At 42.2% G+C, this 25,967-nt stretch carries 21 protein-coding genes and 11 tRNA genes; 28 read left to right on the plus strand and 4 right to left on the minus strand.

All coding sequences use genetic code 11. The features are described 5' to 3' along the window. Positions 1 to 35: 35 nt before the first annotated feature. From prmC to hemA, 3 genes are read right to left on the minus strand one after another with little or no spacing between them, the layout of a single operon-like run. Positions 36 to 881 (minus strand): peptide chain release factor N(5)-glutamine methyltransferase, encoded by an 846-nt coding sequence (gene prmC / locus PCIT_RS01480; RefSeq protein ID WP_010361705.1) that lies wholly within the window; start codon positions 879 to 881, stop codon positions 36 to 38. Between the two features lie 2 nt (positions 882 to 883). After that, complete coding sequence (gene prfA / locus PCIT_RS01485; protein WP_010361704.1) at positions 884 to 1,969, minus strand: peptide chain release factor 1; 1,086 nt, start codon at positions 1,967 to 1,969, stop codon at positions 884 to 886. A 7-nt stretch (positions 1,970 to 1,976) separates the two neighbouring features. After that, on the minus strand, positions 1,977 to 3,233 hold the full coding sequence (hemA, locus tag PCIT_RS01490) for a glutamyl-tRNA reductase (RefSeq protein ID WP_010361703.1): 1,257 nt from the start codon (positions 3,231 to 3,233) through the stop codon (positions 1,977 to 1,979). An 83-nt stretch (positions 3,234 to 3,316) separates the two neighbouring features. On the opposite strand from hemA, the gene lolB reads away from it, so the two are divergent. From lolB to PCIT_RS01575, 17 genes are all read left to right on the plus strand, one after another. Next, the gene (lolB, locus tag PCIT_RS01495) at positions 3,317 to 3,901 is read left to right on the plus strand and encodes a lipoprotein insertase outer membrane protein LolB (protein ID WP_084622697.1); all 585 of its coding nucleotides are present in this window, start codon (positions 3,317 to 3,319) and stop codon (positions 3,899 to 3,901) included. A gap of 1 nt (position 3,902) precedes the next feature. Further along, positions 3,903 to 4,748 carry a 4-(cytidine 5'-diphospho)-2-C-methyl-D-erythritol kinase gene (gene ispE, locus PCIT_RS01500; protein WP_010361701.1) on the plus strand — a complete coding sequence of 282 codons (846 nt, stop codon included), beginning with the start codon at positions 3,903 to 3,905 and terminating at the stop codon, positions 4,746 to 4,748. Between the two features lie 81 nt (positions 4,749 to 4,829). After that, positions 4,830 to 5,777, plus strand: coding sequence for a ribose-phosphate pyrophosphokinase (locus PCIT_RS01505; protein WP_010361700.1), 948 nt, complete (start codon positions 4,830 to 4,832; stop codon positions 5,775 to 5,777). A gap of 174 nt (positions 5,778 to 5,951) precedes the next feature. Continuing rightward, the gene (locus PCIT_RS01510; RefSeq protein WP_010361699.1) at positions 5,952 to 6,563 is read left to right on the plus strand and encodes a 50S ribosomal protein L25/general stress protein Ctc; all 612 of its coding nucleotides are present in this window, start codon (positions 5,952 to 5,954) and stop codon (positions 6,561 to 6,563) included. An 18-nt stretch (positions 6,564 to 6,581) separates the two neighbouring features. Further along, on the plus strand, positions 6,582 to 7,166 hold the full coding sequence (gene pth / locus PCIT_RS01515) for an aminoacyl-tRNA hydrolase (protein WP_010361698.1): 585 nt from the start codon (positions 6,582 to 6,584) through the stop codon (positions 7,164 to 7,166). Positions 7,167 to 7,215: 49 nt separating this feature from the next. After that, positions 7,216 to 8,307 (plus strand): redox-regulated ATPase YchF, encoded by a 1,092-nt coding sequence (gene ychF / locus PCIT_RS01520; RefSeq protein WP_010361696.1) that lies wholly within the window; start codon positions 7,216 to 7,218, stop codon positions 8,305 to 8,307. Between the two features lie 559 nt (positions 8,308 to 8,866). Continuing rightward, positions 8,867 to 8,943: transfer RNA gene (locus PCIT_RS01525), tRNA-Met, on the plus strand. A gap of 45 nt (positions 8,944 to 8,988) precedes the next feature. Continuing rightward, positions 8,989 to 9,073, plus strand: a tRNA-Leu gene (locus tag PCIT_RS01530). A 40-nt stretch (positions 9,074 to 9,113) separates the two neighbouring features. Beyond that, positions 9,114 to 9,188: transfer RNA gene (locus PCIT_RS01535), tRNA-Gln, on the plus strand. Between the two features lie 2 nt (positions 9,189 to 9,190). Further along, positions 9,191 to 9,267, plus strand: a tRNA-Met gene (locus tag PCIT_RS01540). A gap of 16 nt (positions 9,268 to 9,283) precedes the next feature. Beyond that, positions 9,284 to 9,368: transfer RNA gene (locus PCIT_RS01545), tRNA-Leu, on the plus strand. Positions 9,369 to 9,403: 35 nt separating this feature from the next. Then, positions 9,404 to 9,478, plus strand: a tRNA-Gln gene (locus PCIT_RS01550). Positions 9,479 to 9,538: 60 nt separating this feature from the next. Beyond that, positions 9,539 to 9,623: transfer RNA gene (locus PCIT_RS01555), tRNA-Leu, on the plus strand. Positions 9,624 to 9,657: 34 nt separating this feature from the next. Continuing rightward, a tRNA-Gln gene (locus PCIT_RS01560) sits at positions 9,658 to 9,732 on the plus strand. Positions 9,733 to 9,791: 59 nt separating this feature from the next. Beyond that, positions 9,792 to 9,876, plus strand: a tRNA-Leu gene (locus PCIT_RS01565). Positions 9,877 to 10,015: 139 nt separating this feature from the next. Next, a tRNA-Gln gene (locus PCIT_RS01570) sits at positions 10,016 to 10,090 on the plus strand. Positions 10,091 to 10,151: 61 nt separating this feature from the next. After that, positions 10,152 to 10,236 (plus strand) — tRNA-Leu (locus PCIT_RS01575). A gap of 207 nt (positions 10,237 to 10,443) precedes the next feature. Here PCIT_RS01575 and PCIT_RS01580 read toward each other — a convergent pair. Next, positions 10,444 to 11,607: an FAD-dependent oxidoreductase gene (locus tag PCIT_RS01580; protein WP_010361695.1), complete on the minus strand. Its 1,164-nt coding sequence runs from the start codon at positions 11,605 to 11,607 to the stop codon at positions 10,444 to 10,446. Positions 11,608 to 11,860: 253 nt separating this feature from the next. Between PCIT_RS01580 and miaB the strand changes: the two genes are divergently transcribed. The 11 genes from miaB to PCIT_RS01635 all read left to right on the plus strand — a co-directional run bounded on the left by miaB (position 11,861) and on the right by PCIT_RS01635 (position 25,961). Further along, positions 11,861 to 13,294: a tRNA (N6-isopentenyl adenosine(37)-C2)-methylthiotransferase MiaB gene (gene miaB, locus PCIT_RS01585; protein ID WP_010361694.1), complete on the plus strand. Its 1,434-nt coding sequence runs from the start codon at positions 11,861 to 11,863 to the stop codon at positions 13,292 to 13,294. A gap of 54 nt (positions 13,295 to 13,348) precedes the next feature. Then, a complete protein-coding gene (locus PCIT_RS01590; protein WP_010361693.1) occupies positions 13,349 to 14,386 on the plus strand; it encodes a PhoH family protein in 1,038 nt (345 codons plus the stop codon). A gap of 8 nt (positions 14,387 to 14,394) precedes the next feature. Next, positions 14,395 to 14,853 (plus strand): rRNA maturation RNase YbeY, encoded by a 459-nt coding sequence (ybeY, locus tag PCIT_RS01595; protein ID WP_010361692.1) that lies wholly within the window; start codon positions 14,395 to 14,397, stop codon positions 14,851 to 14,853. Positions 14,854 to 14,874: 21 nt separating this feature from the next. Next, positions 14,875 to 15,753 (plus strand): CNNM family magnesium/cobalt transport protein CorC, encoded by an 879-nt coding sequence (corC, locus tag PCIT_RS01600; RefSeq protein WP_010361690.1) that lies wholly within the window; start codon positions 14,875 to 14,877, stop codon positions 15,751 to 15,753. Continuing rightward, positions 15,731 to 17,308, plus strand: coding sequence for an apolipoprotein N-acyltransferase (lnt, locus tag PCIT_RS01605; RefSeq protein WP_010361688.1), 1,578 nt, complete (start codon positions 15,731 to 15,733; stop codon positions 17,306 to 17,308). Before corC ends, lnt begins: the two co-directional genes overlap by 23 nt. Before the next feature lie 222 nt (positions 17,309 to 17,530). Then, a complete protein-coding gene (locus tag PCIT_RS01610) occupies positions 17,531 to 18,799 on the plus strand; it encodes a DEAD/DEAH box helicase (protein ID WP_010361687.1) in 1,269 nt (422 codons plus the stop codon). Between the two features lie 269 nt (positions 18,800 to 19,068). Beyond that, positions 19,069 to 19,449: a BlaI/MecI/CopY family transcriptional regulator gene (locus tag PCIT_RS01615; protein WP_010361685.1), complete on the plus strand. Its 381-nt coding sequence runs from the start codon at positions 19,069 to 19,071 to the stop codon at positions 19,447 to 19,449. 42 nt (positions 19,450 to 19,491) lie between these two features. Further along, entirely contained in the window at positions 19,492 to 21,051 is a 1,560-nt protein-coding gene (locus PCIT_RS01620) for a M56 family metallopeptidase (protein ID WP_010361683.1), read from the plus strand. 656 nt (positions 21,052 to 21,707) lie between these two features. Then, positions 21,708 to 23,843: a calcium-binding protein gene (locus PCIT_RS01625; protein WP_010361682.1), complete on the plus strand. Its 2,136-nt coding sequence runs from the start codon at positions 21,708 to 21,710 to the stop codon at positions 23,841 to 23,843. Positions 23,844 to 24,307: 464 nt separating this feature from the next. Next, positions 24,308 to 25,132, plus strand: a complete 825-nt coding sequence (locus PCIT_RS01630; RefSeq protein WP_010361680.1) for a hypothetical protein — start codon at positions 24,308 to 24,310, stop codon at positions 25,130 to 25,132. 34 nt (positions 25,133 to 25,166) lie between these two features. Further along, positions 25,167 to 25,961, plus strand: coding sequence for a surface protein A2H UspA2H (locus PCIT_RS01635; protein ID WP_010361679.1), 795 nt, complete (start codon positions 25,167 to 25,169; stop codon positions 25,959 to 25,961). Positions 25,962 to 25,967 lie beyond the last annotated feature (6 nt).

Raw genomic sequence — 25,967 nt, forward strand, 5'->3', positions numbered from 1 at the left:
CCTTTAAACGTACAACTGTTATTCGGTGAGAAGTATTACTCAGGCCACATTGCTAAAGTAACACGATCACAGCCTGACATATCTTTTATAGTAAGTATATTGGTATACGCCATTTGTGCAAAATACTGCTGCAACTTAATAGCTTGCTGATATCCATGCTCTATCAATAAATATCCACCTGGATTTAAGTGCGCACGCCCTTTATCGATAATATGTTTAATATCAGACATACCTTCATCTGCTGCTACCAAGGCGCTTAAAGGCTCAAAACGCACATCACCTTGCGATAAATGCTCGTCATGCTCTTCAATGTAAGGTGGATTACTTACGATCAGATCAAAACGCTGACTCGCAACCGACTGGTACCAATTACTTTGCTTGATAGTCACATTGTGAATAGCCAGTTTTTCTTGATTTCTTTGCGCAAGCGCCACCGCATCAACTGAAAAATCTAATGCCGTCACTTGCCAATTAGGCATTTCAGACGCCAATGCGAGTGCAATTGCCCCAGTACCAGTGCCTAAATCAAGCACTGTCGCGTTATTATTAAGCTCAAGGGATAATGCATGTTCCACCAAAGTCTCAGTGTCGGGCCTTGGGATCAAAGTACTGTTGTTTACCTCAAGCGGTAAACTCCAAAACTCTCGCTCTTTAATTATATGAGCAACAGGTTCGCCATTTATTCGACGAGATACAAACGTTTTAAACTGTGTATATTGTTCATCACGCAATTGTGCATCAGGCCAAGCAAATAAATAACTGCGTGGTTTACTTAAAATATGAAGGAGTAAGACCTCTGCATCAAGCTTAGCCGAATCAGAAGTTGCAGAAAATTCAGAAGAGGCCCAAGCAATTGCTTGGGCAACAGTCAAAGAGCTCACTGTTAATCATCACCCATCGCAGCAAGTAAATCTGCTTGGTGTTCTAATAATAAAGGATCAACAATTGCACCTAGTTCACCGGCTACAATTTCATTCAAGCGATACAATGTAAGGTTAATGCGGTGATCGGTAATACGGCCCTGCGGATAATTATACGTTCGAATTCGTTCTGAACGGTCTCCACTACCGACTAAGTTACGGCGCTCTGATGCTTCTGCCGCTTGACGCTTTTCATCTTCCGCTTGTTGTAAGCGCGCGCCGAGTACGGACATCGCTTTAGCACGGTTTTTATGCTGAGAGCGTTCATCCTGGCACTCAACAACCACGCCTGTTGGCAAGTGAGTGATTCGAATCGCAGAATCTGTTTTGTTGACGTGCTGACCACCGGCACCAGAGGCACGGAAAGTATCAACTTTTAGATCGGCGCTATTTATTTGAATAGCTTCAGCCTCTGGCACTTCCGCCATTACAGCAACGGTACATGCAGAAGTATGTACGCGGCCTTGAGATTCTGTTTCTGGTACTCGTTGTACGCGGTGTGCACCAGACTCAAATTTCAATTTCCCGTAAACACCGTCACCACTGATATTAGCAATGACTTCTCGATATCCGCCATGTTCACCTTCGTTCACGCTGACGATTTCTATTTTCCACTTTTGTGTTTCAGCATAACGGCTATACATACGGAATAAATCACCAGCAAAAATAGCTGCTTCATCACCACCCGTACCGGCACGGACTTCTAAAAACACATTGTTGTTGTCTTTTGGATCTTTAGGTAGCATAAGTACTTGCAGATCATCCTCTAATTGCACAATTGAGGCTTTTGCTTCTTTATACTCTTCCTGTGCCATTTCGCGCATATCAGGATCTGAATCTTTTAACATTTCCTCTGCTGTAGCAACATCATCTTGCGCTTGTTGATATGATGCAAACGTTTTAACAACGTCTTCTAATTCAGAATATTCTTTCGACAATGTACGGAAACGATTTTGATCGCTAATAATACTTGGATCACTCAACATTGCCTGAACTTCTTCATAACGCTCTGCCAAGGTCTCTAACTTACGATATACAGACTCTTTCATTAATTTACTATTCCTGCTCAATTCCTAGTGTTTGTTTCAGTTGGGCCAACTGCTCTATATCACCTTGCTTAGCCGCTTCTTGAATTGCACGGGTTGGTGCATGCGTTAAGCGATTGGTAAGCTTATTGGCCAACTCAAGCAAGACTTTTTCTGATGACTTACCTGATTGTAACTGATTGAGTGCTTTTTCAACCAGCTCGTTTTTCACATCTTGTGCATTTTTCCTATATTCACGAATGACATCCACTGACTCTAAAGAGCGCTGCCATTGAATAAATTCACGAGTTTTATCTTCTATTATTTTTTGCGCTTCGCGTGCTGCTTGCTCTCGACTCGCCATATTTTCACTGACTATCGTTTGCAAGTCGTCCACAGAATACAGATAAGCCGCATCTAACTCTCCCACTTGGCTTTCTATGTCTCGAGGCACAGCAATATCAATGAGTAGCATGGGTTTATGTCGGCGCTGCTTTAATGCTTGCTCTACCACGCCTTTGCCAATAATTGGCAAAGTACTGGCTGTAGAACTTATTACAATATCCGACTTATGAAGCTCATCCGGCAATTGAGCAAGTGAAATCACCTGTCCCTCAATATCTTCGGCCAATCCCTGAGCACGTTCGATAGTTCTATTTGCAACAGTGATTGATTTTGGGTGATGCTGATATAAATGCTTGGCAACCAGCTCTATGGTTTCGCCTGCACCGATAAGCAACACACGCGTTTTATCTAGTTGACCATAAATATGCTTCGCCAAATTCACCGCAGCATACGCAACCGAAACAGCGCTCGCGCCAATTTCTGTTTCTGTTCTCACCTGCTTGGCAACAGAAAAGGTTTTTTGGAACAATCGCTCAAATGTGGGTCTAATCCCATTATGGTGTTTTGCGCTGTTATACGCCTGTTTTATCTGCCCCAGTATCTGGGGTTCACCCAATACCAATGAATCGAGTCCACATGCCACTCTCATTAAATGATTTATGGCCTCATTATTATGGTGAATATAGATATTATCACTCAGCTGAGCTTCATCTACCTTATGAAATGATGCGAGCCAGTTCAGAAGCGCTTGGGAATTACCACACTCAAGGCTACAATAGACTTCGGTACGGTTACAGGTTGAGACAATAACAGACTCTTTAAATTGCTCACTTTGCGCAAGTTGCGTTAACGCATCTGAAAGTTGCTCAGGAGAAAACGCAACTTTCTCGCGTAGTTCAACCGATGCAGTTTTGTGATTTATACCAAGTGCGATGATGGTCATAGATGCCAGTATTGCCCGAGCCCAGCTTTAAAGTGGGCGATTTTACCAAAAATCAATCGAATATGGAAAGTAAGGAACTTCATTTGACACAATTTCATTTGATTTTGCTCATGTTTTTTTTATTTATTAGTGGATGTGCGCAAAAAATATCACCAATTGACTCTGAAAATCCCCAGTGGAAGAACCAATTAAAGGAACAAACGAACTGGCACGCTCGAGGTAAGTTAGCATTTATTAGCCCTCAAGAACGCCAATCAGCCAACTTTAATTGGCAGTTAAGCAACGACAAACAACACCTCATTTTGACAAGCTTTATTGGCACTCGCCTACTCGAACTCACAGAGCACAAAGACTACAGCGAACTTTCCTATGACGGAAAAATCTATAAAGATGATAATAGTAGTGCTTTAATCAAACGTCTAAGCGGTTTTACATTACCCATGAGTCAAGCCCCCTACTGGCTTACCGGAACGGTAGTCAATGACACCAATGAATATGATGATCAACAACGTTTAATAGCAACAACTTGGGTTGACCCTCAGGGGCAAGTTTGGCATGCCAAATATCAAACCTACAAACTCTACGAAAAAATGTGGCTGCCGTCACGAATGACTCTGTCGCACCAAAACCTCACTGTAAAACTTCAGCTCAATGAATGGCAATTTTAATATGACCCCCGTTTCAGTTATAGCACCAGCAAAACTTAATCTTTTCCTGCACATTAATAATAAACGCGCTGATGGATATCACGAACTCGAAACTTTGTTTACCTTTTTAGACTTTGGTGATGAGTTAACTTTTACATTAAAAAATGAAAATAATATCACCCTTTGTGGTGATACAAACGATATTCCGAATGAAGATAACTTAATTTATAAAGCGGCTTTGGCGTTACAACCTTATAAAAAAGTCTCTTTAGGCGTTAATATTAAATTAATTAAAAAGCTGCCAATGGGTGGCGGTGTAGGAGGTGGTTCATCCGATGCAGCAACCACTTTGCTCACCTTAAATAAGTTATGGCAATGCCAATTAAGCATTGCTGAATTAGCAAAAATAGGCATCCAATTAGGTGCCGACGTTCCGGTATTCGTTCATGGTAAAACCGCGGTAGCACAAGGGATTGGCGAAAAATTAGCACCAGCCGAATTGCCTAAAAAATGGTACTGCGTTGTATTTCCGAATGTTCACATTAGTACCGCTGAAATATTTACCCACCCTGATTTGCCACGCAATACACCGAAACTATCTGAGGGCTGGAAATTAGCAGAAACAAGGAACGATTGTGAAGCTTTAGTCAAAAAGCTCAACAGCGAGGTTGAAAAGACCCTGCTCTGGTTGCTAAAATACGGCCCGTCCAGAATGACGGGAACAGGGGCGTGTTGCTTTGTTGAACTTGATTCACAAATAGCCGCACAGCGTGTGCTCAATTCATTACCGTCATACTGGCAAGGGTTTGTAGCCCCTAACACCACGAATTCTCCTGCACATACGCAGTTAGATGAATGGGTAAAGTAGAAGTAAAATTGTTTAAGTTAGCCTGTTTTGACTCTGTCATTGCATGTTAGTCCAAAAATTCAGTGCCTGAGGAACCCTACCGTGCCTGACATGAAGCTCTTCGCTGGTAACGCAACACCTGAGTTAGCTCAAAAAGTTGCAAAACGTTTATTCATTGAATTAGGTGATGCTGTAGTTGGTCGTTTTAGTGACGGCGAGATCAGTGTTCAAATCAATGAAAACGTACGCGGATCGGATGTTTTCATTATCCAGTCAACTTGTGCCCCTACTAACGATAACCTAATGGAACTTATCGTTATGGTCGATGCTTTGCGTCGTGCCTCTGCAGGTCGTATTACAGCCGTTATCCCTTACTTTGGTTATGCCCGTCAAGACCGTCGTGTACGCTCTGCTCGTGTGCCAATTACTGCTAAGGTTGTTGCTGACTTCCTATCTAGCGTTGGTGTAGACCGTGTATTAACGGTTGACCTTCACGCAGAACAAATCCAAGGATTCTTCGACGTACCTGTCGACAATGTATTCGGTAGCCCAGTTTTACTTGATGACATGAAAGAGCGTGAGTTCGATGATGTTGTTGTGGTATCTCCTGATATCGGTGGTGTTGTTCGTGCTCGTGCAATCGCTAAGCTATTAGACGACACAGATCTTGCAATCATTGATAAGCGCCGTCCGCAAGCAAACGTATCACAAGTAATGCATATTATTGGTGATGTAGCTGGCCGTGACTGTATTATCGTTGATGACATGATTGATACAGGTGGTACATTGTGTAAAGCCGCTGAAGCACTAAAAGAACATGGTGCAAAACGCGTATTCGCTTATGCAACTCACCCAGTTCTTTCAGGTTCTGCAGCCGAGAATTTACGTAACTCCGTCATTGACGAAGTGATTGTAACTGACTCTATTCCTCTTTCAGATGAATTGCGTAGCCTAGATAATATTAAAGTACTTACTCTTGCAGATATGCTGGCCGAAACAATTCGCCGTATCAGCAATGAAGAGTCTATCTCTGCCATGTTCCAGCATTAATAAATAATGTGACATCGTCTATTAGAGAACAAAAAGCACCTTAAAGGTGCTTTTTTTGTATCTATAGTTTTAATTACGTTATGCCAATGGTATAGTAGCGCGCCTTTTTTAGGTAGTTGAGGTACTTGGTCGCGAGTATCTTAAAACATTAATCAAATTATTTTTGGAGACATCATGTCTAACGAATTATACACATTGAATGCCGAAGTACGTGCTGACCTAGGTACGGGTGCGAGCCGCCGTCTACGTCATGCAGACAAAGTTCCAGCTATCCTTTACGGTGCAGATAAAGAAGCGCTAGCGCTTACTCTTGAGCACAACAAAGTGATCAAAGCACAAGAAGATGAAGGTTTTTACAGCCACATCCTTACGCTTAACATCGCTGGTGAGTCTGTAGAAGCAATTCTTAAAGACATTCAACGTCACCCATTTAAGCCTAAAGTAATGCACATGGATTTCCAACGTGTTGATGCTTCTCACAAAATCCACACTAAAGTACCTGTACACTTCCTAAACGAAGATGCAGCGACTAAAGGTGGAAACACAGTAGCACACCAAGTAACTGAAATTGAAATCACATGTCTTCCAGCTGCACTACCTGAGTTCATCGAAATCGATGTAGCTGCACTAGAAGTAGGTGTTACTCTTCACCTTTCAGACGTAACTCTTCCAGCTGGTGTTACTTCAGTTGAGCTTGCTAAGGGCGAAGGTCACGACCAAGCGGTTGTAACTCTAAACGCTCCTAAAGGCGCTGCTTCTGAAGAAGCTGAAGAAGCTGCTGAATAATTCAAAGGTGTCAGCACCTTGAATAATATTCAAATGCTAGTGGGCCTGGCTAATCCAGGCCCCGAATATCAAAACACACGTCACAATGCTGGCGCATGGTTCATCGAAGAACTTGCCAGACGCTATAATTGCCAACTAAAACCTGATGCCAAACACCACGGCTTAACAGGTAAAGTACTCATCAATAATCAAGAATTTAAGCTTTTAATCCCCACCACTTTTATGAACTTAAGTGGCAAATCAGTCAGTAGCTTAGCGAATTTTTATAAAATTCCTGTCGAGAATATTCTCGTCGCACATGATGAGATGGATTTAGAGCCTGGCGTTGCTAAATTAAAAAAAGGCGGCGGACATGGTGGGCACAATGGATTAAAAGACATTATTGCTAAAATGGCGAATAATAAAGACTTTATGCGACTTCGTGTTGGTATTGGTCACCCAGGTCACAGAGATAAAGTGACTGGTTGGGTGCTAGGAAAAGCACCTCAAGCAGACCAAGAAGTCATTGATGCAGCCGTTGATGAAGCAGTGCGTTGTATGGAAATATTAGCGAAAGATGGTGTGCTAAAAGCACAAAACAGACTACATTCATTTAAGCCGTAAATAACGACGCGTTATTGCGGTTTTTTGAGTAACATAAAGGTTCAAAACTATGGGTTTTAAATGTGGCATTGTCGGTTTACCTAATGTAGGTAAATCAACCTTATTTAATGCATTAACCAAAGCCGGCATTGAAGCCGCTAACTTTCCATTTTGTACAATCGAGCCAAACACTGGTGTAGTACCAGTGCCTGACGCTCGTTTAGACCAACTTGCTGAAATTGTTAATCCACAGCGTATTATCCCAACTTCAATGGAGTTTGTAGATATTGCAGGACTGGTTAAAGGCGCATCAAAAGGTGAAGGCTTAGGTAACCAATTCTTAGCTAATATTCGTGAAACAGATGCAATTGGCCACGTTGTCCGTTGTTTTGAAGATGAAAATATCGTTCACGTATCAGGTACCATTGATCCAGCTGACGATATTGATGTGATCAATACCGAGTTAGTACTTGCTGATATGGATGCGGCTGATCGCGCAGCACAGCGTAATGCAAAAAAAGCCAAAGGTGGCGATAAAGACGCAAAATATCAAAATGATGTTTTGGTCAAAGTAAAAGCACACCTTGATGAAGGTTTAACGTTGCGCTCACTAGAGCTAAGCAAAGAAGAAAAAGATGCAATAAAAAGCATCAACTTCCTAACAATAAAGCCAACCATGTATATCGCTAATGTCACCGAAGATGGTTTTGAAAATAACCCATTCTTAGACAAGGTACGTGAAATTGCAGCAGCAGAAGACGCGGTCGTTATTCCTGTCTGTGCAGCCATTGAATCTGAGCTTTCTGAGCTTGAAGAAGATGACAAGCGTGAATTTATGGAAGATCTTGGCCTAGAAGAACCAGGGCTGAACCTTGTGATCCGTGGGGGTTATGAACTTCTTAAGCTACAAACTTACTTTACCGCTGGGGTAAAAGAAGTCCGCGCTTGGACAATACCTGTTGGGGCTACCGCACCACAAGCTGCTGGTAAAATTCATACTGACTTTGAGCGAGGCTTTATTCGTGCTCAAACCATCGCATTTGATGACTACATTGAGTTTCGCGGTGAAAGTGGTTCTAAAGATGCAGGTAAAATGCGTCAAGAAGGTAAAGATTACGTCGTTAAAGATGGTGATGTCTTAAACTTCTTATTCAATGTCTAATTAAACATTGAACCTTACTATAAAGGGCCAACTATGGCCCTTTTTGCTTTTTAAGTCGCGATTTCGTAACACCACACTGCTAAACTATCATCTGCAGTAACACGACAACGGCTTCTTCATCGCATCACGCTTTCAATATGGATTGTTTTTAACACAGCTAATTACTTCTTTAGAGCGTTACAGTGACCAAAAACACGATACATGGCAAAGCGCATACCGAGATTTGTAATAAAGGCTTATAAAAGACAGCCAACGCTCACATAAACCTAATCACCACTTTACGCTAGTCAGGGACTTTCAGTACATTATTTTACCAATACACCAATATTGATGACTTTCCTTGTAAACAGCCACCACAGAACTTTTCTGCCAAATATAGATACACACACACTTTTTGTATAAAATCTCTTCTGTCACTTGTGTTTATTGGGCTAATTCGTTTATTTAATCTGCAAACAAACCACTGACAGTGATTTTTTGCAAAAAAGGTGTTGACGAGTTTAGGCCATATCAGCATAATACGCCCCGCACCAGCAACGGTGAGATACAAAAAAGACATGGCTATGTAGCTCAGCTGGTTAGAGCACATCACTCATAATGATGGGGTCCCCTGTTCAAATCAGGGCATAGCCACCACTCTTTTTACTACCAAAATCTCATTATAAATTGCTGACGCTATATGCGGGGGTGGCGGAATTGGTAGACGCGCTGGATTTAGGTTCCAGTATCTTAGGGTGTGAGAGTTCAAGTCTCTCCCTCCGCACCAACTTCTCGATAAGAAGTAAACTTATCAACTAAGTAATTGTTGGAATATCGCCAAGCGGTAAGGCAGCAGGTTTTGATCCTGCCATTCCCAGGTTCAAATCCTGGTATTCCAGCCAATGGCTATGTAGCTCAGCTGGTTAGAGCACATCACTCATAATGATGGGGTCCCCTGTTCAAATCAGGGCATAGCCACCATTTACTTACCCTCTGTGCGGGGGTGGCGGAATTGGTAGACGCGCTGGATTTAGGTTCCAGTATCTTAGGGTGTGAGAGTTCAAGTCTCTCCCTCCGCACCATCTTTATTTAGATGTAAAACTAGAAAGCTAATTGTTGGAATATCGCCAAGCGGTAAGGCAGCAGGTTTTGATCCTGCCATTCCCAGGTTCAAATCCTGGTATTCCAGCCACTTTCTCTACCAATGAAAGTGTTTATATAATTAGCAGCTTGTGGCTTAACTACAAACCCGGCGGGGGTGGCGGAATTGGTAGACGCGCTGGATTTAGGTTCCAGTATCTTAGGGTGTGAGAGTTCAAGTCTCTCCCTCCGCACCATCTTTTAGATGTAAAATTAGAAAGTAATTATTGTTGGAATATCGCCAAGCGGTAAGGCAGCAGGTTTTGATCCTGCCATTCCCAGGTTCAAATCCTGGTATTCCAGCCACTTTCCCTACCAATGAAAGTGTTTATATAATTAAAGCTTGTAGCTTAACTACAAACCCTGCGGGGGTGGCGGAATTGGTAGACGCGCTGGATTTAGGTTCCAGTATCTTAGGGTGTGAGAGTTCAAGTCTCTCCCTCCGCACCATCTTTTAGATGTAAAACCAGAAAGTAATTATTGTTGGAATATCGCTAAGCGGTAAGGACAGAAAAAGAGGTTTTGATACTTCTCCTCTTCCCCAGACTCAAATCACTGGTTCAACGATTGAATTGAAAGTAATTATTGTTGGAATATCGCCAAGCGGTAAGGCAGCAGGTTTTGATCCTGCCATTCCCAGGTTCAAATCCTGGTATTCCAGCCACTTTCTCACCATTGATGAAAGTGTATTACAGTCCCATAGCTAGTAGCTTAACTACTCACCTGCGGGGGTGGCGGAATTGGTAGACGCGCTGGATTTAGGTTCCAGTATCTTAGGGTGTGAGAGTTCAAGTCTCTCCCTCCGCACCACTTATTATTCCTATAAGTTAACTTTCCTCTCGATAAACATTAATATATTCCTTTTATAAAACTATCTTTCCTTGCATTATTTATTTTCCTTTATGATCATTACTCAACAAACAGTACTGTTTTCTTACCCATAAATTTTCTTACCTATAAAAAACGGACCGAAGCCCGCTGTTGATTCATTCGACATATTATTACGAAAAAGCAACGTTAAAAAACACCGCCCATCGCATGTTTTAATACTTGCGCCTTCAAAGGCCCCGCATTATTTGCCAGCTTTAAAGCGCTGTTTCGTAGTAATTTCAAAGGTGCTATCTCATTAGAAAAGCCAAAGTAACAGGCATCCATCATGCTCATCATTGCTAAATTATCTTTTCGTCGTGCTTTTTCATACGCTTTTAATAAAGGAAAAGCACCTAAATCAGGCTGTTCCGCCAAACAATCAGCTAACGCGGCGACATCTTTAAACCCTAAGTTAACTCCCTGCCCTGCCAATGGATTAATTGTATGCGCTGCATCACCAATCAATACCACTCGTCCTTTACTATAACTATTGGCATGTTGACGAGTAAGTGGGAATACCGCCTTTTCACAGACACTAAAATCACCCGGTAACTCAAAGAAATACGCCTGAATTTGCGCTTTAAGTTGTGTGTTGTTCATCTTAGATAGCGTCGCCAATGTGTCACTGTCTTGATACCATATCAAATTTGCATAAGGTGCTTGCATGGGTAAAAATGCAATCGGGCCTGATGGCTTAAATTGTTGCCATGTTTTTATTTGCTGCTCAGCATCTAATTTTATTAATATTCCCATGCAACTTTGTTGATACTGCCAACCCGTAGTGCCTATATTAGCTAATTGACGTACTTGAGAGCGCCCGCCATCGGCCGCAATTAATAGGTCAGCGGCGTAACTCTTATCAGCATAATGCAAAACCACATCCTCTACACCATACTCAATCTCTGTTGGCTGACTGGTTACTTGCTCTACGTGAATACCCCACTTTTCGAATTGATGCCATAAACTGGCTTGTACTAAACTATTTTCAATTAAGTGACCTAAGTGGCTCTCTGCCATATCAGCACAATCAAATAGGAGTCGATTTGAGGATTGTTCATATGCTTCAAGCTGTTGATAAGGCGCAATCCTACCCTGACGCAATACCGGCATGGCCCCGAGTTCATCGAGTAACGCTTCTGAAAAACGATTAATAGCAGAGATGCGAATATCGACCTTATCGCTACTAAGCACATTTTCAGGAGTTATGAGCTGATGTTCTAAAACTGTCACATCTGCACCTTGCATTGCTAGTTTTACCGCTGCAGCTGCGCCAACCATGCCGCCACCAACGATCACCACCTTGTTTTTCATGCCTTTTGCCTTAATCAAATGAATGCCTTTAAATTGTATCGTAACTTATGCAGTTTTGTCCGTTTGTAATGCAGGAAATACGCTTATGTTTGATCCCAGTTTCTAAAGTTAAAAACTATACTTGGCTAGTTACGCTAGGTCATATAAAATACGCGTCCTTTAAGCTTTGTGGTTACGAAACACTGATCGCTTTGCAAACGTCAAATTGCGCGCTATGTGCTGAAGTCCGAATTGAATACGAGGCAATATTTCAATGAGTAAAAAATTGCATATTAAAACCTGGGGTTGTCAGATGAATGAATATGACTCCCAGAAAATGGCAGATCTGCTAGATGCCACTAATGGCTATCAATATACCGAAGAAGCAGAGCAAGCGGATGTCATCTTACTCAATACCTGTTCAATTCGTGAAAAGGCACAAGAGAAAGTATTCCATCAGCTGGGTCGCTGGAAACTGCTAAAAGACGATAACCCTGATTTGGTTATTGGTGTCGGTGGCTGTGTTGCTTCACAAGAAGGCGATACAATTCGTAAGCGTGCACCCTTTGTTGATATCGTATTCGGTCCGCAAACATTGCATCGTTTACCTGAAATGATCAAACAAGTCCAAAACAAGCAAGGTTCTGTGGTTGATATTTCATTCCCTGAAATCGAGAAGTTTGACCGCTTACCAGAGCCTAAAGCGGAAGGCCCTTCTGCATTTGTTTCGATTATGGAAGGCTGTTCTAAATATTGTACCTTCTGTGTTGTACCATACACACGTGGTGAAGAAGTCAGCCGTCCGTTAGATGACGTCTTACTTGAAGTTGCCCAATTAGCAGAGCAAAACGTACGTGAAGTAAACCTACTTGGGCAAAACGTAAATGCTTACCGTGGTGAAACACACGATGGTGAAATCTGTTATTTCTCAGATCTACTGCGTTATGTGGCAGCCATTGATGGTATTGACCGTATTCGCTATACCACATCTCACCCTGTTGAGTTTACACCTGACATTATCGACGCATACGAAGACGTACCAGAGCTAGTTGATCACTTACACTTACCCGTACAAAGTGGTTCAGACCGTGTATTGAACTTAATGAAACGTGGTCATACTGCACTTGAGTACAAATCAACAATTCGTAAATTACGTAAAGTGCGCCCTAACTTGAGTATGTCGTCTGACTTCATTATCGGCTTCCCTGGCGAATCTACTGCAGACTTTGAAGCAACAATGAACTTAATCAACAGCATTGGCTTTGACATGAGTTTCAGCTTTATTTACTCAGCACGTCCGGGAACGCCTGCAGCTGACTTGCCTGATGATGTCACTGAGCAAGAGAAAAAAGAACGTCTTTACATTTTGCAAAACCGTATCAACCAAATGTCACAAGACATTAGCCGTAAAATGTTTGATACTGAACAGCGTATATTAGTTGAAGGCCCATCAAAGAAAAACCCGATGGAATTACGTGGTCGTACTGAAAATAATCGCGTAGTTAACTTTGAAGGCCCTCATTCTGTGATCGGTCAGTTTGTCGATGTACGTATTACAGAAGCATTGCCAAACTCATTACGTGGTGATTTAATTCGTACCGAAGCAGAAATGAATTTGCGTAAAGAGATAGCGCCATCATCAATTTTAAATCGCGCACCCGCTGAACCAGAAGCCGATGAGCTAGGTGTAGCGACTTTTACACCATAACGCTAATTTAAATTACGCCAGCATATGCTGGCGTAATTATTACAGGAATCAATTTTGAGTAGTCCAACAAAAAATATTGAGTTTTATCTAGAGCCATCTGACAACGCACGCCTTTCTTCTTTGTGCGGACCTTTCGACGAAAATATAAAACAAATTGAACGCCGTATCGGTGTCGAAGTGACTCACCGTGACAATTGGTTCAAAGTCACAGGCCAAGCTGTACAAGTCAAAGCAGCTATGGATATTTTAAAAACCCTTTATGTTGATACCGCACCGGTACGAGGCGAAATCAAAGAAATTGAACCCGATAATGTGCATTTAGCAATTACTGAGTCAAAGTGTTTAGAACAAGACTCGCCAAGCGTATGGGACAAAGAAGTTTACATAAAAACCCGCCGCGGAGTCATTAAGCCACGTAATCAAAATCAAAGTCAGTATGTTGCTAATATTTTAATGCATGACATCTGTTTTGGTGTTGGCCCTGCAGGTACTGGTAAAACCTACCTCGCAGTAGCAGCCGCGGTTGACGCTTTAGAACGCCAAGAAATTCGTCGCATTTTGTTAACTCGCCCTGCAGTTGAAGCCGGCGAAAAACTCGGCTTTTTGCCTGGCGACTTAACACAAAAAATAGACCCGTACCTACGCCCGCTTTATGATGCCCTATTTGAGATGCTGGGTTTTGAAAAAGTTGAGCGCCTTATTGAAAAAAATGTCATTGAAGTAGCCCCTTTAGCTTACATGCGTGGTCGAACCCTAAACGATGCCTTTATTATTTTAGATGAGAGTCAAAATACCACTGCAGAACAAATGAAAATGTTCTTAACGCGTATTGGCTTTAACTCAAAAGCGGTGATCACCGGTGATATTACTCAAATTGACTTACCTCGTGGTGCGCGTTCTGGCTTACGTCACGCTATCGACGTACTAGGTGATGTTGACGAAATATCGTTTAACTTCTTCAAGTCCCACGATGTTGTAAGGCACCCTGTGGTGGCTCGTATTGTTGAAGCTTATGAGAAAAAAGAAGAAGCTGAGCGTAAAGAAAAAGCCGCAAAAGAATTAGCGCGCCATAACACAGCAAAGTCGGACTAAGAGTTAATATGAGCATTGAATTAGATTTACAAATTGCCTGTGAGTTCGATGACTTACCCTCTCACGAACAATTTGAGCTATGGGCAAGTAAGGCCTTACTGCCTTATCACGAAAGCCCAGAGTTAACCATTTTAATCGCCGACGAAACACAAAGCCAAGAGCTTAATAGCCAATACCGCGGGAAAGATAAATCGACTAATGTATTATCGTTTCCTTTTGAGGCACCTCCTGGTATAGACTTACCACTAGTGGGTGATTTAATCATTTGTCCACAAGTGGTTAAACGCGAGTCAATTGAACAAGAAAAACCATTTCACGAACATTTTGCGCATATGGTGATCCACGGATGCTTGCATTTATTAGGATTTGACCATATAAATGAACAAGACGCGATAGAAATGGAAAGCCTTGAAAAAGAATTTCTAGCCGAGATAGGGATTTCAGACCCCTATCGCGATGATATTTAAACTACGGAGTAAGACATAGTAATGAGCGACGATAACTCGCATAGTAGCCAGGGTTCTTCTAGCAAAACCTGGTTGGGACGCATCACTCAGATGCTGCAAGGGGAACCCCAAAACAAAGAAGAGTTGGTAGAAGTCATAGCTGATGCTCAGGAGCGTGATTTAATCGATCCTGAGACCAAAGATATGATGGAAGGTGTATTAGGTGTTTCTGAACTCAAAGTTCGCGACATCATGATCCCGCGCTCACAAATGATCACTCTCGATGTTGATGAGTCATTAGAGCAGCAACTACCCAGCATGGTTGAATCTTCACACTCTCGCTTTCCGGTGATCTGTGAAGACAAAGACCATGTCGAAGGTATTTTGCTTGCCAAAGGTTTGTTACCTCTTATTTTAAATAAAGACGACGCATTACCGGTTATACGCGAGTATTTACGCCCGGCAATTGTGGTACCTGAAAGTAAGCGTGTTGATACTCTACTCAATGAATTTCGTCAAAAGCGCTACCACATGGCCATTGTCATTGATGAATATGGCGGCGTGTCTGGCTTAGTCACCATTGAAGACATTCTTGAAATCATTGTTGGTGAAATCGAAGATGAACATGATGATGATGAAGAGCAGCAAGATATTCGTCAGCTCTCAAAACATGTTTATACTGTACAAGCACTCACACCGCTTGATGAATTCAATGAATTCTTTAAAAGCAGTTACGATACCCACGAAGCAGACACCATTGGCGGCATTATTTTGCATGCCTTTGGTCATATGCCAAGCCGCGGTGAGACCATTGACATCGACGGATTGCAATTTAAAGTCAGTAACTCAGATAACCGTCGCATAATTCAACTTCAGGTCAGCGTACCCAAGACCGAGCATGTTGAACAAGAAACTGAATAACCTTATTACCCTTTGTAAAGATTTACGCGCATGGCTTGCATTATTTGCAGGCCTGTCGCTTACTTTCGCTTATGCCCCCTTTAATCTTTGGCCGCTGGTTTTTCTTGCTATTGCCATCGCCTGCTATTGCACCGATGTAAAAGATACCAAGCAAGTCGCTAAATACGGCTTTATTTTTAGCTTTGGTTGGTTTGCAGCCGGTATTAGTTGGGTGCATGTCTCTATTGCCCAGTTTGGAGGGCTGCCTTTACCTGTTTCATTGTTGCTCATGGCATTGTTATGTGGTTATTTGGCGTTATATCCCACACTGGCATTTGTGTTCGCAAAAAAGTTTAGCAAAGCACCTTGGCAACGTGTCTTTCTGCTCATCAGTGGATTTGCTATTTTTGAGTTTTTACGGGGCAAATTACTCACAGGCTTTCCCTGGCTCAGCTTCGGCTATACATTAACTGACAGCCCTTTTAGTGCTTTGGCACCTCTTATTGGTGAAATGGGTTTAACCCTGCTTTGTGTCATGCTAGGCGTATGTTTATACCTGCTGGTTGCTGTTAGACAATTTATATTAGCAGCTACCGCAACAGTTACTGTCGCATTGCTGTTTGTGTTTAGTCACTACATCCAATCACCCACTTACAGCAACAAAGTTATCTCAACTTTGCTGGTACAGGGAAACATTCAGCAAAGTTTACGCTGGGAGCCTGAGCAATTTTGGCCAACTATGTCAAAGTACCGTGATATGACTCGCCGTCATTGGCAAGATGTTGACTTAGTCGTGTGGCCAGAAGCTGCAATCCCTGAGATTGAAGACATCGCATATTCCTTTTTAGAAGGGCTAGATAAAGCCGCCGCTTTTAATAATACCGCGGTGATCACGGGGATCCCCGATTATCAGTTTGATTCTAAAACCGTCTACAACTCGCTTATTGTGCTCGGTAAACAGCAAGCTCACGACACCGAAGGCCATTATCAGTATTTACACCGCAACCGGTATCAAAAGCACCAGTTATTACCTATAGGTGAATTTGTGCCGTTTGAAGATATACTCAGGCCCATCGCACCACTTTTCAATTTAGCAATGTCATCATTTAACCGCGGTGAACGTGTACAAACTAACTTAGTCGCTAACGGGTTGCATATTTTGCCTGCGATTTGTTATGAAATCGCGTTTAGTGAGTTAGTAAGAGATAACTTTACCAGTGACTCTGATTTGCTATTTACGGTAAGTAATGATGCCTGGTTTGGAGATTCACATGGACCCCACCAACATATGCAAATTGCACGAATGCGCGCTTTAGAACTGCAACGCCCCTTAATACGTGTCACCAATAATGGTATTACGGGTGTCTTTGACCCCATATCAAAACAACAAACTGTCCTGTCACAATTTACTGCTGATACTCTAAAAGTTGATGTGAAATTACTCGAAGGCACGACACTATTTAGCCAATATGGACAAAAACCAATGTGGTGGACGATAGCTGGACTCATATTATGCGTGCTTATATCGCGAACAAAAGAAAAGATGTCACAAAGTTTAGAAAGAAATTTTCTATGACAGAACACCTTGTGATCCGTCGATACTTCGTCACAAGCGCAGTGCAAAGCACTAGTAATTTAATTTTAAAACTATTTAGCATAACGAAAATATCAAAGAGGTAACCTAATCGTACGCCTCTTATATTTATTTCAACGAAGCTCCACACCCACTTTGCTTCTTGTATACACTGTTACTCTACTAACCAACTGATCCCTTACTCAGTTCAAGGAATTTATCGCAATGTCATTTAATTCTTTAGGCCTATGTTCCGAATTGCTCTCAGCTATTTCTGAACAAGGCTACACAACACCATCACCAATACAGCAAAAGGCAATCCCAGCAATACTTGATTTAAATGACGTTATGGCAGTAGCACAAACAGGCACTGGTAAAACTGCAGGATTCACATTGCCCGTCATACAACGCTTATCGGGTGGCTCCCAAGCACAAGCAAATCACGTCCGCGCATTGATCATTGCCCCAACCCGAGAACTTGCAGCCCAAGTTGCCAAAAGTGTTGAGAATTACAGCAGCCATATGAATTTAAGCTCTGCAGCGGTATTTGGTGGCGTCAGAATTGAGCCGCAAATTGCAGCACTGCAAACGGGGTTAGATATTCTTGTTGCCACACCGGGCCGACTGCTTGATTTATACAACCAAAACGCCATTAATTTTGCACAACTCGAAGTACTGGTGTTAGATGAAGCCGATCGTATGTTGGACTTAGGCTTTATTGAAGACATTACGCATATTGCGTCTTTATTACCTAAAAAACGCCAAACCTTGATGTTTTCCGCCACCTTTTCTGAAGAAATTAAAACACTAGCAAGTGGCATGTTAAATCACCCTCAACTCATTGAAGTCACTGCCGTCAACAGCACGGTCGATACAATCAGACAAAAGGTACACCCGGTCGATAAAGCACGTAAAAGTGAAATACTGATCCATCTGATCAAAACGAACAACTGGCGTCAAATCTTAGTATTTAGTCGTACCAAAAAAGGGGCTGATGAGCTGGTATCACAATTAGAGCGTGCATCTATTCCCGCCGCATCTATTCACGCCAATCGAACGCAGCATGCTCGAACCCATGCATTAGAGGGGTTTAAAAGTGGCAGAATTAAAGTGTTGGTCGCAACCGATATTGCCTCGCGAGGCATAGATATTAACCAACTTCCTTGCGTCATAAACTATGACCTTCCCGATATTGCGGAAGATTATGTACACCGTATCGGTCGTACCGGCCGTGCAGGTACCAAAGGGCTCGCTATTTCACTGATCAGTACCAATGAGAAAAAACAACTACTCGCCATTGAACGTATGATTAACCGAACATTTAGCCAAGAAGTTATTCCTGGATTTGCACCCACTAAAAAAGCCACTGTCGTCAAATATGACGATGACGAATATGGTAACTTTGAAGCAGATCCACAGCCAAGCCGTAATGGGAAGTCGTCAGGCCGTAAAAGCCGCTCAAATACCACATCGAGCCGTAAGCGCAGAAAATAAGACCGATGTAAGTTTGGCTTTCTTTGCAGCCTTATGAGCAATAGCATAAACATCACTTTCATGAACTCATACTGACTTAAAACAGGATGAGTTCATTATACCTCAATCACCTTTAAACTCTCTTTTGCTGAGTATTTGTTACACAAATTATTAAAAACGCCTTCACCCCTCTCATATTTTTCCTATCGAAGTAAAAACTAATTAATTAGTTGATAAACTTTTGGACTATCGCTATAGTATTTAAAACTAATTAATTAGTAGGAAATAATATGGCCCGTAAAAAATCGACTCAACTCACCGACAGTGAACAAAGCATCATGGAAGTACTCTGGCAAAAGGAGCATGCCTCAGTACGTGAAATTGCAGAGATACTCAGTGAAGAAAAAACAACGGCTTACACGACAGTGCAAACAATGTGTAAAATTTTAGCGGACAAAGGTTATGTAGACTTTCATAAAGAGGGAAAAGCCTTTATTTATACGCCTAAAATATCTCAAAAAGAAGCCCGAAAAGGCGCTCTAACATCCTTGTTGAACAAGTTCTTTGGCGGCTCGCCTGAAGTACTCGCGCAGCACTTAATTCAAGAAACTGACATTGAATTAGATGATTTGGCTGAATTGCAAAAACGAATAGATCGTGCCGATGATTAATCAGTTTTTCGTTAAATATAAAGCTTATTAAAGGACTTTCAGATGATAGCGCAGTACACCCTATTAACTACATTAGCATTGCATCATATTGTTATTGGTAGCCTATTAATCAGTATGCTGTTCTTGCTGAACAAAGTGCTGCGCTCTAGCGCAGAAATGCGCAGCTGGGTCTTAATGAGCGCATTTATCACCGCTACAATTGTGCCTATTACGTTACTATCTAACAGCTCATCAGCTAGCAACAAAGTTATCAATGAACCAACCTCCATAAATACAAATACCAGCCCAGTCACTAATTTACTCAATAACGACGCAGCTACATCAACAAGCACCATTCAATCACTATGGCATATGCCCAGTGAAATTGTTTTTCAATTCAGTGCAATACTAACGCTGTTAATTTACATGTGGCTGGCAGGATGTATATGGCGCAGTATTTCGGTATTAAACGCTTTTGTACGTACTCGCCGATTGATCAAAACATGTGAAAGGATAGAGCATACTCACTTGAGTGGCCTACTCTCCAACACAAGGGTTAAACTCTACAGCTCAGAGCAAGCAGCTTCACCTATGGTGGTCGGCTTAATAAAGCCAACAATCATTATTCCTAAAAACATTGTGACTCAATTATCAACTGAACAGCTCAGCCCCATCATCTTACATGAGCTTGCACATATTCAACGTAACGACATATGGTTTAACCACCTTCAAGAATTTATCGCCATCGTTTTTTGGTGGAGCCCCGTCATTCGCATACTGAACAAGCGTATTCACATTGACCGAGAACTAGCATGTGATTTCCGCGCTGTAAAACAACTGAATAACAATAAACAATATGCACAATCCCTGATTGATTGCGCAAAATTAATGATAACCCAAAACAGGAGCATCTTAGCTATGGGATTATTTAGTCAGAAAAAAGAACTCAACCACCGTGTTAGTGCGGTACTGCAAAGTAAATCTATGAGAATGCCTAACACCCTTAGTATTTTAGCTGTTTGCTTTGTCGTGTCAGCATCCACTATCAAGGTATCACAAGCATTTGTCCCGCAAGTGAGCATTAATGACACGCGACAAAACGCATTGCATTATTCATTACTGCCTCCCAGTGAAGGTGAACAATTAATCGCCGCCGTTATGCGTAATGACATTACCCAAATTCAATACCTGCAAAACCAAGGCATTGATATTAACACTCCTGCGATTGGTGATGGTACCGCACTTATTATTGCCGTAAAGCAAAATAATAAAGCGATGGTGCAAGCATTGATTGATCTAGGTGCCAATGTTAATCAATCATCCAATGGCGATGGCAATCCTTTAATTAATGCAGCGATGACTAATAACCTTCACCTTGCGCAGTTATTAATTGATAACGGTGCCGATATCAATGCCATCGTACGACGCGATGAAACGCCGTTAATTAATGCCACGCGAAGAGGATTTTTTGACATGACACGCTTACTAGTAAGTCAAGGTGCAGATGTGAACTTATCGGTTAAAACTGGTGTATCAGACGGTAACAAAATTCGTAGCCCATTGAGTATGTCTCGCGATCAACAAATCACCGATTACCTGATTGACCAAGGTGCGATTCAATAACTTGGGTTTATGTAAATTCTTTATTACATAAACCCGATACGTCACTCACCAAACTGACGTAGCACCTCACTAAATTTAAAGGCGACAATTCTTTTCCTAACGCGTATTTGGGCTCAGTAAACTCGTCTTTAAAAAAGAGACTCGTATGTATTTTCCCTTAAATAACCAAGACCAAACGCAACAATATGGAGGCCGATATGATTTTTAACACTCCACTCTTTTTCTGGTTTTTTTGCATTTTCATTTTATTTTATGGCTTTGTGTTTTTAAAGCAAACGCCCAAACTTTACTGCCTTCTAATTAGTAGTTTACTTTTTTACGGCGCTTGGAAAAAATCATCAAGACATTAAAGAGGTCACCCCTGAGGTGTTCAGTGACACCACACATCTATCCCGTTACCGTGGTGATATTGCCTATACCGATTTCTTAGTAAAAACATACAGCGATAGTTTGTAAGCTTAATAAACTTCACCGTATTGCCGCTATCTCCTTGATAGGGGTAATACGCTTTGTTCAAGGAAGTAACAACGACTACGATTGCATACTCTTGCTAAACCTAATTAGCATTTTTCCTTAATATTCAGAATACTCCATATTACTTACATAGTTACCCCCTATCTTCTCAGCTCATTCACTCTATGACTTAAAATAACTATATGATATTTAAAAAACCACTAATGGTGTCGCTCTATGCACTGGCGTTAAACACCACCTACTCTCATGCCATGTCATGGAACATATGCCCGGGCGGCATTGATCGAAATATAATGAAAGTTAAAGAGGAACAGCCTCATCAACACATGAAATATCTGTCTTTTAGCCCTCAGTTACCCGGTGAACAACTAAAAGTACAAGGTACACAATCCTCAATTATTGCCATGTATAATGGCAGTTGTGAAATTTTTAACGGTGCTGACTTCAATGGTGTACAAGTTAATTTACTCGACACTGGCGAGAGCTACGATGGTTCAAGCTTACCTTTCCACCAGCTTGTATACGGCGGAGAAGGCAATGATATTATTATCACCGGAAACGCCATAGATTATGTCTATGGCAAAGGTGGTAATGATCAAATATATACCAATGATAACTATGAAAAAGTAGATGCAGGCATTGGTGCCGATTGCGTAGAGCAAGGTAATCAAGGACAAATACAAAGTGCCATCACCGCCGCAGAGTCTGCCAGCTGTACAGGCTACAAGCCAGCCAGTTGTAGCGGACTAGGTAATAACATAGTGGTGGCGACCAATACCAGTTACACACCAGGCATGACCTATTTATCCGTTACACCGCAAGGTAACAACCTCACTCTCACCGCTGAAGGTGATGAGCAACAAGTGATCCTATATTACGATAACCAGTGTGAAGTTATTGAAGCTGGCTCCTACTCTGGCGTTATGGTTAATTTGGCCAACACCGGTGAGGACTATGATGGTAGCAATCTCAACTTTCATCAACTCGTCATTGGTGGTGATGGTAACGATATCATTCATACTGGCGATAAAATCGACTACATATATAGTGGTGCAGGTAACGACGAAATTTATTCAAATGCAGAGTATGACAAGATAGACGGCGGTGCAGGCGTAGACTGTGTTGAAGAGGGAGCTGGTCGTGCAAATATGCCTAGCCCTATTTCAAATGTAGAATACGAGAGCTGCGCAAATACAACAAAGACAATTGACGTAAGAGACTTACCTTCTTCGCTGGCTAGTCAGTATGCCAAGTGTAAAACTCAAGACTATGGTTTTTTTGCACAACTCACTAATGGCAACTGGAAAGTTGAAGCGATGGACTCTGGCATCACCTTACATATAGCCCAATATGATGATTATAAATTTGCGTATAGCAGTAATTACCAACATTGTGAACTTAGCGATGGTGTCACCCATATCACAGTGACACTTTCTGATGGTAATGACTCGCTCCATGCTTCAACCATCACAGCCAATATGACGGTATACGCTAAAGATGGTAAAGACACGGTGCAAACAGGCAGTGGTCATGACTTAATCTTTGGTGGTAATTCCAGTGATTCAATATCATCCGGCAATGGTAATGATTGGATATCTGGTGGCTCAAGGATTCAAACAGATCATAGTGGTGTTGTGCATACCGCTGCAGTTGGCGGCAAAAACGGCGACGGCAATGATAACATCAATGCCGGTAACGGAGATGACGTCATTTTTGGTAATGAAGGTGGTGACAAAATTCAAGGAGGTAACGGAGACGACGTTATTTTTGGTAACAGTGGTAATACTGACCGCCTTTATGGCAACTCGGGCGCTGACTTAATCGTTGACTCAGGGGGGAACTCTTGGGGAAATAGGGCCAAAGCATGGGGTGGCAGTGGTCAAGATATTATCGTATGTGAATCTGGCCAATGTGAACTCAATGGTGGTGGTAGCAAAGACTTCTTAGCCACGATTGCAACATACTCAAATGTTGGACTATATGGTGGCGATGGTGGCGATATTTTGTTTGTTCGTGGTGACTCGCTGCCATTAGGTACTGGTGGCAGTGGTAATGACTTATGTTACAACGAATGGAACGATAGTGATGTCTGTAGCTATCTAACAAGTTCCAAAAAGAAAGGGGGTTATTTTGATACAGCCGTACGAAAAGCAGGAAGTGGCATGTCGTCTCGTCACGAACAAGCACTGAAAATGTCAAGCTTTCGGGTCCATAATGGCTATTCAACATTCAAGCAACGCATGGCCGATTTAGTCAATGCAAAAACATTTAACGCTTGGCAAAGCAACCGAAGTAAAAGTATTTACGATTTACAATAAACCACCGTACTTAGGCGCTTTTGCACTGTGCATCCAAGGCATAGCACAGCCCTGAGTTATAATAACCTTTAGTATCACGCGCGGTCAGGATTGAGCGCGCGTGATACAAATGGCCCCGCGCCTAATTTTTCACTTTTTAAATTACTTCATGCTATTTTCCGGATCTAAATAGTTAAACCCCTACTCTCTTTACTAAATAAAGCTGCGATACGTATTAAATAAAGTCTCATCTACGATAGCCCCTTCATAAGATAAAAATATAAACAACAAAATCAAACTCTTGCAAGTCCACTCAATTAAAGAGTCTTAACAAGCTCGTTTGGGCGTCAACCCCTTAAAACTTCGCTAATTTTATTCCGGTGTTAACGAGAATACGTTTTCACATCGATACAACATGGCGTCATTAACTGCGTAAATAAGCATGGTTGATGACCCCTCTCTAAAGGAACGATAGGAATAAAAATATGACTAAGTTTACTAAATATAGCGTTTTTGCGGGACTGGCGTTTGCATCACTTAATGCAAGCGCCGATCATTTAACACCTGAACAGCAAGGTAAATTAGATGCCATTTTAGGATGTATGTCGCAATCCAATGCCACTATCCATATACATGGCTGCAACTTACAAATTGTCAATGGCTCAGGTGATACCAATACGGCAAATGGTAAAGGTAACCTCATCATCGGGTATAACAATGGCGCGACTGCACCATCAGCGCAGTCAGCGCAAGCGAGCGGTTCACATAACCTCATTTTAGGACATGGCCATACTTATACAGGGAATAGCTCATTTATCGCAGGCAGAAACAACTTCGTTTCAAGCGATTCAAGTTTTGCCACTGGTGCGTCGGGCACAATCGATCACGCTCATTACCAACGAAGTACCATTGCTGGCGGTTTAGGTAACATAGTTAAAGGCGCTCTAAGCGGTATTGCAGGGGGTAATAATAATACAATTTCTGATTTTAGTTCTGCTCACATGGTCATTCTAGGGGGGAATCACAACGAGGTGAGAGGTCAATACAGCACTATCTCTGGGGGAGTTCGCAATAAGGTGGTCAATGCATTGCAAGCTAATATTTTAGGCGGTGAAGACAACGTTATTACCAAGCAACAAGTGGTAATTGCCGGTGGTCGATTTAACTCAGCGTCGGCAGAAGCTGCTGCTGTGCTAGGCGGGCAAAACAACTCAGCCGATGGATTCCAATCTACCATCGCAGGTGGTGCTGACAGACAGACCACCGAATGGCAAGAATTCAGAGCTGGCCACTTTAACGCAAAAAACTAAACACCGTCACTGACCACATTAAAGGAAAATATCCATGATTAAATTATCAAAATTAGCGGCCGTTATTACACTATCAACCAGCTCAATGGCCGCCAATGCTGCGCTTACAGAAGCCGAGCAAACAGCCCTGATAGACATTCTTTCATGCTTAGACCGAGTGCATAACACCTTGGTCGTTACAGGCTGTGATGTGCAAGTTGTCAACGGCTTACATGGCAACAATGAAACAAATAGTAAAGGCAATGTCATTTTAGGTTATAACCGAGCGGATAGCCCTTACGCACAAAAAACCGGCTCTCATAACCTCGTCGTTGGTGATTTTCACCAATACACTTCTGTCGGTTCAGTTGTCGCAGGCGATAGCAATAACGCTCTCGCGGAATCCGTTACTGTCGCTGGTCGATTCAACTCAGCAAAAGGCTTTCACAGTGCGGTTTGGGGAGGAGAATCAAATACCGCAGAAGGCCTATTCTCTGTCATTTTAGGCGGTCAAGAAAACCACACGCCAGACTTGCATAACTTTGCCGTCATTGCAGGCGGTAAGCGTAATACAGCCAGTAATTTCTTCTCAATGGTACTCGGGGGAGAGCAAAACATCGCAACCGGACAAAGCTCTGTCATTTTGGGGGGCACACTAAACAGCACAACAGGACCTAGCTCTAGCATTACCGGTGGGGTAAACAATAAAGCGACAGGCGAACTCAGTGCTATCTTAGGCGGGGAAGCGAACCAAGCAAATGGCTTCACATCAACCATTGGTGGCGGACTAAAACGTGCTGTTCATGGCCGAGATAACTATCAAGCCGGTTATTTCTTTTCTGAAAAATAATGTAAC

This window comes from Pseudoalteromonas citrea (genome assembly GCF_000238375.3).
In the GTDB taxonomy this organism is placed as follows: Bacteria; Pseudomonadota; Gammaproteobacteria; order Enterobacterales; family Alteromonadaceae; genus Pseudoalteromonas; species Pseudoalteromonas citrea.